10 protein-coding genes and 1 pseudogene are annotated in these 9,291 nt (G+C 57.1%); 2 read left to right on the top strand and 9 right to left on the bottom strand.

Annotation, left to right across the window (positions count from 1 at the left end; genetic code table 11):
- Nucleotide 1: 1 nt before the first annotated feature.
- Together ACP7E4_RS09035 and ACP7E4_RS09030 are read right to left on the bottom strand one after the other, a co-directional pair.
- Entirely contained in the window at nucleotides 2-2,197 is a 2,196-nt protein-coding gene (locus ACP7E4_RS09035; RefSeq protein WP_426113455.1) for an outer membrane assembly lipoprotein YfiO, read from the bottom strand.
- A gap of 493 nt (nucleotides 2,198-2,690) precedes the next feature.
- Nucleotides 2,691-3,227 carry a cytochrome b gene (locus ACP7E4_RS09030; protein ID WP_426113457.1) on the bottom strand — a complete coding sequence of 179 codons (537 nt, stop codon included), beginning with the start codon at nucleotides 3,225-3,227 and terminating at the stop codon, nucleotides 2,691-2,693.
- A gap of 478 nt (nucleotides 3,228-3,705) precedes the next feature.
- Between ACP7E4_RS09030 and ACP7E4_RS09025 the strand changes: the two genes are divergently transcribed.
- Together ACP7E4_RS09025 and ACP7E4_RS09020 are read left to right on the top strand one after the other, a co-directional pair.
- Nucleotides 3,706-4,926: a transaldolase family protein gene (locus tag ACP7E4_RS09025; RefSeq protein WP_426113459.1), complete on the top strand. Its 1,221-nt coding sequence runs from the start codon at nucleotides 3,706-3,708 to the stop codon at nucleotides 4,924-4,926.
- Nucleotides 4,923-5,168, top strand: a pseudogene (locus ACP7E4_RS09020) (sulfotransferase family protein); the annotation flags it as partial. The gene ACP7E4_RS09025 and the pseudogene ACP7E4_RS09020, both read left to right, overlap by 4 nt.
- Nucleotides 5,169-5,246: 78 nt before the next feature.
- On the opposite strand, the gene ACP7E4_RS09015 reads toward ACP7E4_RS09020, so the two are convergent.
- From ACP7E4_RS09015 to ACP7E4_RS08985, 7 genes are all read right to left on the bottom strand, one after another.
- A complete protein-coding gene (locus ACP7E4_RS09015; protein ID WP_426113592.1) occupies nucleotides 5,247-6,350 on the bottom strand; it encodes a phage integrase Arm DNA-binding domain-containing protein in 1,104 nt (367 codons plus the stop codon).
- Nucleotides 6,331-6,573 carry an excisionase gene (locus ACP7E4_RS09010; protein WP_426113461.1) on the bottom strand — a complete coding sequence of 81 codons (243 nt, stop codon included), beginning with the start codon at nucleotides 6,571-6,573 and terminating at the stop codon, nucleotides 6,331-6,333. Before ACP7E4_RS09010 ends, ACP7E4_RS09015 begins: the two co-directional genes overlap by 20 nt.
- Before the next feature lie 152 nt (nucleotides 6,574-6,725).
- Nucleotides 6,726-7,103, bottom strand: coding sequence for a hypothetical protein (locus ACP7E4_RS09005; RefSeq protein WP_426113463.1), 378 nt, complete (start codon nucleotides 7,101-7,103; stop codon nucleotides 6,726-6,728).
- Between the two features lie 81 nt (nucleotides 7,104-7,184).
- Nucleotides 7,185-7,874: a hypothetical protein gene (locus tag ACP7E4_RS09000; protein WP_426113465.1), complete on the bottom strand. Its 690-nt coding sequence runs from the start codon at nucleotides 7,872-7,874 to the stop codon at nucleotides 7,185-7,187.
- A gap of 110 nt (nucleotides 7,875-7,984) precedes the next feature.
- Complete coding sequence (locus tag ACP7E4_RS08995) at nucleotides 7,985-8,851, bottom strand: phosphohydrolase (RefSeq protein WP_426113467.1); 867 nt, start codon at nucleotides 8,849-8,851, stop codon at nucleotides 7,985-7,987.
- Between the two features lie 32 nt (nucleotides 8,852-8,883).
- Nucleotides 8,884-9,045, bottom strand: a complete 162-nt coding sequence (locus ACP7E4_RS08990) for a hypothetical protein (RefSeq protein WP_426113469.1) — start codon at nucleotides 9,043-9,045, stop codon at nucleotides 8,884-8,886.
- Nucleotides 9,042-9,221: a hypothetical protein gene (locus ACP7E4_RS08985; protein ID WP_426113471.1), complete on the bottom strand. Its 180-nt coding sequence runs from the start codon at nucleotides 9,219-9,221 to the stop codon at nucleotides 9,042-9,044. Before ACP7E4_RS08985 ends, ACP7E4_RS08990 begins: the two co-directional genes overlap by 4 nt.
- Between the last annotated feature and the right edge of the window lie 70 nt (nucleotides 9,222-9,291).

The following is a 9,291-nucleotide window of genomic DNA, read 5'->3' as shown; positions in this document are numbered from 1 at the left end:
ATTACCAGTAATACTGCAGGGATTTACCCCAGCGGGTATCGGCGAAGCCGCTTTTGAGTTGTTTGAACCAGGCCTTGCGCGCGGGCGGGGTCACTTCTTTGCCACCGCAACCGTTGTTGCCGGAAGGCGCATAGCAATTGATGGCGCGAAACAGGGCATAGGCCTTGTCTTCATGGCCCGCTTTCGGATTGGCGATAACGCTTTGATAGCCGGTCTGGCGGGAGAAGACTTCGCCGGCGAACCCCGGTGCGGTGCCGCCGAGCAAATCGGCATGCCGCGCTTGATCCAGCGGCATGCTGTCCAGGTTGTTGCGCAGGATGAACTCGCCCAGGCAGTTCAGGCCTTGCGGGTTTTTGGCATCGCCTTGCAGGGCGGCGGCGGTCTCGACGATGCTCGGGCACAGGTAGCCGGACTCGGCCTTGTCGCCTGTCCAGCGGAACAGGGTCAGCGGCTGGCCCTGGTTATAGGTATAGCTGAGGCTGTAGCTCAGTTTGTCCGGCGACGGCGCTTGCGGCAGTTGCTTGATGTCGTCGGCGAACGCGGCGAACTGGCTGCGCAGCAGGTCCTTGTAGAGCAACACGAACAGTGCGGTATTACGTTCTGTGTCGTTCTGGCCCTGAGTGATTTGCTGGCGCAGCAGATTGGCGTCGGCGGTGTGGCTGAGCAGGATAAAACGCACCTTTTCCGACTTGATCGGCGAGTCTGCAGCGAAGACTTTGGCCAGTTGTTGATCGCGCTCGTAGCTCATCGCCAGTGCCAGTTCGAGCTGCTCGCGTTGCAGGGGCAATTTGGCCAGCGGGATCAATTGCAGCCACAGGGTTTGTGCTTCTTTCCATTCCTGATCGGCTTGCAAGGCCAGGCCACGCAACATCTGTTGGCTGAACGCGAGGTAATTCAATTCGTCCGGTATGGAACTCGGCAACAGTTGCAGGGCGGTAACCGCGTCGTTCTCCACATACAGTGCAAAGGCCGCCTGCAAATAGGTGAACAGTTCGGGCTGCTGGGCGAAGGTGTCTTTCTGCGCGAGCAGGGCAGCTTTGGTCAGTTTGTTTTTCGACTGACCGCGCATCCACATCAAATCGTTGACTGCCGCGAACAGGGGCGTCTTCAGCGCCTTGGTATTCACTGTGACCATTTTCAGATCGGCTTCGCGAATCAGCGGCTCATAGTCGGCCGCTTCGAGTTTGAAATCCTCGCTGTCGGCGAAAAATAGCTTGTCGTAGTCTGCAGCGAGCCTGGCGTTGTCGTTCATCAGCCAGTGGACGCGGCGCAACAAGCCGGTCGCACTTGTCGAGTAGCGGCCGAACGGGTTGGCATCAACGTAGTTGAGGAAGGCGCTTTCGGCGCGTTGTGCAGCAGCCTGATCGACACGCTCGACCTTCAATTCCCCATACTCGAACGCCTTGTCCTGAGCGAGGCTCAACTCGGTGCGGCCGATCATGTACAGCGCCGTGTCTTTGAGCCACTCCTGCGGGTTGTCGGCGAGCAGGGTGAAGCCTTTGCTCGCCTCGATGAAGCGCCCGCTGTAAAAATCACCCGCCGCATTGAGATAACCGAGGAAAGCCTTGCCCATGGGTGACTTGATGTCCCCAGGCAGCAGGCTGCTCAGTTGCTCCGGTTCCCAGGCGCAGGCTGAAAGCATCTGTACGCGGCTGCTGGCCAACGATGCACGTTCGGCCGGATTGAGTTCAGGGGTGCTGACCACCTGGCGAATGAAGTCGGTGGTGCTGTCTTCGTTGTTGCTGCGACAACGGCTGCCTTCGCCATCGACCAGCGAGTCGCCGGCCACCTCCGTGGCTTCGCGCTTGACCCCCAAGGTGTCGAGCATTTCCTGCAAGCTGATGACGTCGTTGGTTTCTTTCTCCGCTGCGCCTTCCGATGGCTCTTCCTCGGTACCGCCCGTTACTGGCGCCAGACGGTACACCGCGAACGGCACCTCACCATAGCCTTCGGCCAGGTCGTCTTTGTTCAGCGCCGCCGGAGTCAATTCCAGCCGTCCGGCGTTGGCCAGCAACAGCCGCAGGTTGACCGAGCTGTCGTTGCCGGGGCTGAGAAAGGGCAGGTTGCTGCAGACATCCAGATCGTTATTGAAAATCGACCAGCTTGGGTAGCAGGAATCATCGCTGCTGGCCTGAGCCTGGACACAAACGGTGGCACCCACGGCAAGTGCCAGGGAAGTCAGCAAGCGGTTATGCATGGAAAATCCTTAATCCAGAGACCCAGAGGCGAGCGCCGCGATCATACCTTGCCGCCTCCGAGTCGACGCCGGGGGCGTAACAAAATAGTTTATGCGGTGCTTCCCCGCCGGCGTCTCGCGGACCACAATGGGGTTGGATTTATCCAGATTCTGTTGTTGGAGGCTTGCCCGCGAAGAGGCCGGTACATCCGCCGAAGCTCCAAACCAGAAACGACGCCTTCGCGGGCAAGCCTCGCTCCAACGGATCTACGCAACGTTCGCGATAGGACATAAAGCCGATGCATTTGCGTCTACTGGAATGCCGTCTTCCCGGATAAATCCGGTCCCACAAAACCAGCGCGATCTAGTGGGACCGGCTTTAGCCGGGAAGGCGTCGGTTCAGACAATACATCTGCGGCGCCTAGCGGTTGCCCTCAGACATAGAATCTCCAACGACGATCACTCGGGCTTCACCCCAAAGATAGAATCTCCCACATTTATGCTGGGCTAAACCTCAGACCATTCGCTTGACTGTATTGTCCTTGCGCACAAAGTGATGCCAGATCGCCGCAATCACATGCAGACCGATCACGTAATAAAAGATCGTCCCCAGCAGCTTGTGGATGTCTTCCAGGGATTCGGCGATGTCTTCGGATACCGGGAAGGGCGACGGGATCAGCAACTGAGTCAGAGGAATCGGCAGCGAACCCTTTTCGATCAATACCGTGAGCAGCCCGAGCACTGGCTGGACAAACAAAAATGCATACAGCAGGTAATGGGAAAGCGTGGCGGCGGTGCGCAGAATGCCTTCGAGGGGCGGCGTGATGCCTGGCGGTGTATGCCGGTGACGCTCGACGATGCGAAAAAACGCCATGATCAGCACCACAATGCCGACCCAGAAGTGGGTTTGCACCACGAGGGTCCGCAACTGCGAGCCGCGTTCGAACTGCGTGCGGCTCAGGATCAGCGCATAGGCCAGCACGATCAGGATTGCCATTGCCCAGTGAAACCAGCGGGCCTTGTACGTGTAGCGGTCGGAAGGTGGATTCACGGTTTTTTCCTTGGTTCAGGTGGGGCTTCAGCTCTGCGGCCGTTATCTATTTATTCAGCCTCGCACAATGGCGATGTCTGTAACGCCAGCGGGTGACAAACCCACGTCGCGTGTCGTAACCGCTCTAGCATAGGAGACTCCCCGGAACGGGGCAACGCAGCCAGTCATCACCAGCAGACGCACGCAGGCTCCCGGCGGACGCTTATATCCCGATATTTTAACTTGCGACCTTGGCAAACCGATTCAGTGGATTATTTCCGGACGGCGCAAATATTCGTCCGGCCGAAATTAAACTTGTCATCCTTATATCCAATTGTGCTCAGTAAACCACTGTAACCCGTTTGACAGGTGTAACGATGGGATCCATCTTTATTGCAATACCAAGACGGCGTCACGACCAATACTAATAACGCATTTTCTCGGCGCTCTGCGCACCGGCGCCGAGAAGTACTAAGTTGACTGCTCATTGGAGCCTGTAATGGCTGGTTTGGGATATGCCTGGCTTTTGAAAAATGCTAATCCGGATTCGGAAGTTTGGTGGGATGGTTCGCCGGCCTGCTATGAGGGTTTCAAGTCAGTAATGGTGGATCGCTATCATGAATTGAGAGGTATTATCGATGCTCTATTGCCGGGGTTTTTATCTAAAGATTTTTCCGGAATAACGGGTGTTACGACCAATCCACGGCTCATCAATGCAGCTCTTTTACGCGCTGATTATTGCTGGGCGGAGCGAATCAATAGCTGGGATGAGCGCCTGGATGTTACACAGCGTCGTTGTAATATTTATGGCCAGCTTGTTCTGGACGCAGCCAGTCAACTAGACGTGATGTGGCGTACTTCAGGTAAACGTTACGGCTGGGTATCCGCTCAAGTTGATCCGTTTCTTGGCGAAGATATTTCGGCAATAGTCAAACATGGCCTGGAATTGTCCAGGCTGGCACCGAATATCATGATCAAGGTTCCCGGAAGCCAGGCTGGGTATCTGGCGATTGAACAACTCGTCGCTCAGGGGTGTTCGATCAACAACACGTTCTGCTTTACCGTTTCGCAGTTTGCCGCCGGTCTTGAGGCTGTCGAGCGTGGACGCGCAAAGGCGCGTCGTCTGGGCGTGGATATTAGCCAGGCGCGGTATGTCATCACCTTCATGATCGGTCGTTTCGGTGCGCCCGAAGCCTTTGATCTACAGGCTCAGGCGCTCGGGATCGGGTTGACCACTGAGGATAAACGATGGGCTGAACTGGCGGTTTATGATGCGATTCAGACGCTGCTCGCCGCCACGCAAAGCCCGGTTCGCCTGCTGATCGCCAGCATCAAGGTGGATGGCGAAGGGCAGCAAGGTGAACATTGCTGGCACCTTGAGCGCACCGGCGAACGCACCACTCTCTATACCTTGCCGGCGCCAATTATCGAGTTTTTGCTGCGCCGCGAGCGAGCAGGCCGCCCGGTTTTGCCTGCCCGCAGTCTGGCAATCCCGAGCCAGATTCTCGACAAACTGCTGCGCATCGATTACTTCAAGGATGCCTACCAATTGGGCGGCCTGGAACCTGAAGGGTTCTCGCTGCACCCGGCATTTGTCACGGCGCATGAGTATGCCTGTGGCGCACGACCTGAGCTGGACGGCTTCATCGAGTCGCTACGAATGGGGCTGCCGCCAAGGCAGACACCCGACCTGCGAGCTTGCGCAGGTGGGCTGTCATGAATCGGATGATAGCGTTATGGGCTCATCCTCGCTCGCGCTCAACCGTATTGGAGCGAGTGTTCATCGAGCGTCAGGATTTTGAGGTCTTTCACGAGCCGTTTGCCCATGTGGCTTTTGGTCAGGACTCTGCGATCCCATCGGATAATCTGGCCTGTGGCTTGCCAACTACTTACGAAGGGGTCAAGGCGCTGCTGCGTGAAGCGCGGCAGCAGCGGGCCGTGTTCCATAAGGACATGTGCCATTTGTAAGTCTCTGATTTTAATTAGTTTAAATTCTTCCCCAAAACCTCCCCAATATCGCCACAAAACTCCAATCTCAAACTAAGCAACGTCGATCCACTCAGTGCCGCGACTGTCACGGTACACGTCAGTCATCGCTGCGCTTTTGTGGCCAAGCAGCTTTTGAGGATCTCGCCCTTCAGCTGCATGAAGGCGGGCTGCCAAGGATCGCATTTCGTGAAAACTTGGTGGATGGTCGCTGAGTTGAATGCCATAGGCAGCAGCGGCCTTATCTCGGGTTTTGGCGAATATTCGCGTCATGGTTTCCCGGGTAAGGGCGGACCCTCCTTTTACTTTCGCGATTGATTGCGAATGGTGGACCATGTGCTGCGATAAAACGCGATCCCTGCAGCGTTTGATCACTGTCGCCAGATCCAGACCGATGGCTTCCAAGCGGAGCGCGGTGTTTATTCGAAGCCTGGCCCCGGTCTTCGACTGTACAACATGAAGAAAACCATCCTGCTCATCCTTGAAGAGCATGGATCGAATGTCATCGCGGCGCTGGCCAGTTAGCAGCGCAAGTTCCATTGCTCGCTTCAGCCATGGGCGATCTGTTGTATCGTAAATCGCCTTCCATAACTCCAGGCTGAGACGTTCCCGCGTAACTTTCGCCCGCGCCGCTTTCGTTGCGTCGACGGGATTGATATCGCATAAGCCGGCCGCAATGGCTTCTGCGAAGATATCGCGCAACATAGACCTTAATGCCTTTGACATATTGGCCTTTCCTTCCTTGGCGAAGCCCGTTAGATACGCGGCCACATCCATGGTCCTTATCTCTCGAACTGGCATATGTCCGAATCTTTCTTCCAGGCGCACGATGCGGCTTTTAAAACTTCGCATGGTGTGGCTGGACAGATTTTTTTCCAGGTATTCGACTTTATAATCCACCAGCCATTCTGCGAAAGTTTTGCCTCTTTCTATAACAGGCTCCGCGATGCGCGCAGTCAGTGTCGGCTTGAGCACTTCTGCATGGTTGGCGGCGACGGCCTCACGAATCGCCTCATCCTTATCTTTGCCCAGGCCGAACACTCGACCTGTTATAGGGTCGCGGTAGGAGTAATAAGTTACTCCGTTTCGGCTATCGGTCTTCCTGTACAAGTTGGGTGGCAAGTCTTTTGATCCGGTGTTACGCGGCCTTGGAACCATTTCGTGCACTCGCTATTCGACTGATCAGGCTGCCGCCCATGATGCGGACGATTGGCTTTTCGGGTTCGGTGTATTGCGCTTCAGCTTCAACATAGTAGCTGCGGCCGTGCTTTACAGGGCTGGGCGCAATCCGTCCCTCGCGCGCCCATTTGCGGAGGGTGTTCATCGTCGGCGGCGTCCGGAACTGGTCGGCGGCCCACTCATCGAGAGTTACCTTGCTCATGACAATGCTCCGCCCGCCGATCACCGGCGGGAAATGTGAAATTAAATGTGATGGATTTTCGCTTGAGAGGTACAGCCTGAAAGCCTTGCAGGTCATTCAGAATATGAAGTCTTCGACGCCGATCACCGGCAGGCTTGAAGTAGGGGGAGGGGTTATTCGGGCTTGGTCTGGGCTTGGCGTTTGCGGGCGGCAGCAACAAGCGCCTTTGAGGTGCTAGCTATCCCTCCGACCACATCCTCGGGCAGGATTGCGGAATGGCAGTGGGGGCAGAGCGGGGCCATTTTCGTGCTGCGCCATGCTTCATCCATTACTTTTGCTGCGCGGCTCCGAATCTGAAACTTCTCGGCTTCGGCCAGTTGGCTGCCTCGACGCTTGATCTGAGTCATTCCGGCGCTGAACACCTCGACCAATCCGGTGAACGCGTCGAATGCCTCTATTTCGGCCTCGCAGTCGCTGCACCAGACGCGTCGCTCTTTTTCGTCGTAGACCAGCTTCTTGTGCCGACACGTTGATGTCGGCCGGCGAGTCATGCCTCGGGGCAACCCGCAGGTCTTCGATCTGAACCACCTTCACGCCGTACAGATATTCCTGGGGCTCGATGGGGGCATCGCTCACGGCGTCACCCGCTTGAACTCCACGACCCATACCCATGGGTTGGTGTTCCAATCGCCGCCGGTCGAAATCCATAGATCTCGAAACGCCGGCTCAGGGTATTTATGGCACGGTCCTCCTTCATCGCTTCCTGTCCAGACACGGCTCGAATCCCGGTAAACGCCCTCGGCTACAGCATCTTCGTAGGTAATTTCCTGTAATCGCTCGACACGAACGCTGGTGATTTCCAGCAGGATGCGGCAGGCCCAGCGCGGCATGTGGATGCTTGGCTTCCAAGCTGGCTGATCGGCTTCGTAAGGGGTCAGCCCGTCTGCTGCGTAGACCAGCGTTCCATCACCGCGTGCTTCCGCGACATCGAGGTCATCCGGCTTGAGGTAAGGCCCCCGCATAACTTCGAAGTGATCGCAGTACCAGGTCTCGCGCACCCAAAGCCTGTTGCCCGGCTGGCCATAATGGCACTTGGCGTTCCACTCACCGCCGCTTCGGGTGGTGTGGGCGTAGAAGCCATCTATCTCGTCGCCATTCTCGGCCCGGCCAGACGTGTATTCGAATTGATGGTCACGCCGAGACCAGCTCAGGTCGAATGGCTGGTCCTCCACTACTCGGCGCGTGACGGTCTTACGGTCTTCCAGAATGGCGCGCACCATCGGCGCTGAGAATAGAATCGGCCTTTCCTTGATTTCGGGCATGACTTCGTCCTTACCGCTACAGCGGCTGACTTTGAGATTGTTAAAGGAATTTGCGCAGGAGCGCCGTGGATTAGCGTTTTCGCGCTGGCGTTATGATTTCCGAGGGAAGGTCACGCGAGTGCCAAGGGGTGCCCGAACGGAACGCGAAACCCCGAGGCGTTGCGATGGCCACCACCGCCGTACTGCTTGGCGACCGCTGACACGTCCTCACCGGCGTCTGTGCTGCGCAAGCTGAACGACCTGCCGTCCGGGGTATCCCAGTAGCACGCGGCGAAGGGTTCGCCCGCACACATCACGGCCCCAGCATCACTTGTCAGCGTGTAGGGCAGATTCGCCACCGGCACATCAAACCCGCCGATCACCATCCGTCTTTTCGTTACGCCGATCAGCTCGGCCACGTCTTTGTGGTGCTTCCGTTCGATGGCCACGCCGTCGGCGCGAAGACTGCTCACATCGCCGGCGAACAATTGGTCCCAGACTTCGAAGTCGTAGGGGTAGCTGAACAGGCCCGCCTGAATTTCCCGGGTGCCTTCCAGCTTGAACAGCCAGAGGTCGAGGTCCTCAATGTGATTGATGAGTGCTGGCCGTGGTTCACCGGGGAAAAAGTAGTCCCAAGCCAGCCCGGCCCCGGATCTGCCCATGTCGAAAAGTGCGTGCAGTCGCGGCGCCACCTGGTGGTATTTGTGGACGAGCCCAGCATGGGGCACCTCCTTCAAATCTGCCTGAGCAGTTTTGTGATGGTCGAGGACCAGCACTGATACCGCCACTTCAGCCATTGCCAGCAAAGTGTCATGCGGATAGGAGAAGTCAACGATGATGACCTGCCTCCCTATGACGTCTGGCGCTGGCTGTCCGTGGGTGGACGCGTAGAACTCAATGTCACCTCCGGCAAAGGCGCGGCGCACGACCCAGGCAGCACCAAAGCCGTCGGCACAGTTGCCGTGATAGATGCAGATGATCGGCGGCGCGCTATTCATCGTCTGGAATTCCTTTGTTTGGTAATAGGCGATCAGGCTTGACGCGGCTTGCGGTGCTGCTGACTTCGAGCCAGCCGCCGCAGCGGCATTTCGCCCTCAATACCAATTATTGCCTGGCAGTGAGGGCAGCGGCAGATGATGCCCATGCCGGTATCTCGGGCAACCTGATGCACATCGTAAATATAGTCTGTCACATCACCTCCTCAGGATAGGTATGTACGCCTTTGGCACCCTGAAGCGCATCGATGCCAGCTTGTTGAATGGCCCGGCCGAGTAGCAGAGCGTCTTCCGGCGTTACGCTCGGTGGGAGGCTCTCGAAGACGATCAGGTTGTGATTCGGGACGTGCAGGACGGTCAGACGCTTGAGCATGCGAACACCCTCGAATCGGTCAGGTTAGATGCTGATGTCGCGCGGTTAAGGCTTGTACCGATTGCCAGGC

The sequence above is a fragment of the Pseudomonas sp. DSP3-2-3 genome (genome assembly GCF_049898225.1).
GTDB lineage: Bacteria > Pseudomonadota > Gammaproteobacteria > Pseudomonadales > Pseudomonadaceae > Aquipseudomonas.
Note: the sequence above shows the minus strand (reverse complement) of the source record. Positions and strands in the feature narration are given on the sequence as shown.

What these genes read in the sequence shown, in the direction of transcription:
- ACP7E4_RS09010 (WP_426113461.1), bottom strand. Translation starts at nt 6,573, where the DNA reads ATGAGCAAGGTAACTCTCGATGAGTGGGCCGCCGACCAGTTCCGGACG.
- ACP7E4_RS09035 (WP_426113455.1), bottom strand. Translation starts at nt 2,197, where the DNA reads ATGCATAACCGCTTGCTGACTTCCCTGGCACTTGCCGTGGGTGCCACC.
- ACP7E4_RS08985 (WP_426113471.1), bottom strand. Translation starts at nt 9,221, where the DNA reads ATGCTCAAGCGTCTGACCGTCCTGCACGTCCCGAATCACAACCTGATC.
- ACP7E4_RS09015 (WP_426113592.1), bottom strand. Translation starts at nt 6,350, where the DNA reads ATGGTTCCAAGGCCGCGTAACACCGGATCAAAAGACTTGCCACCCAAC.
- ACP7E4_RS09000 (WP_426113465.1), bottom strand. Translation starts at nt 7,874, where the DNA reads ATGCCCGAAATCAAGGAAAGGCCGATTCTATTCTCAGCGCCGATGGTG.
- ACP7E4_RS09025 (WP_426113459.1), top strand. Translation starts at nt 3,706, where the DNA reads ATGGCTGGTTTGGGATATGCCTGGCTTTTGAAAAATGCTAATCCGGAT.
- ACP7E4_RS08995 (WP_426113467.1), bottom strand. Translation starts at nt 8,851, where the DNA reads ATGAATAGCGCGCCGCCGATCATCTGCATCTATCACGGCAACTGTGCC.
- ACP7E4_RS09005 (WP_426113463.1), bottom strand. Translation starts at nt 7,103, where the DNA reads ATGACTCGCCGGCCGACATCAACGTGTCGGCACAAGAAGCTGGTCTAC.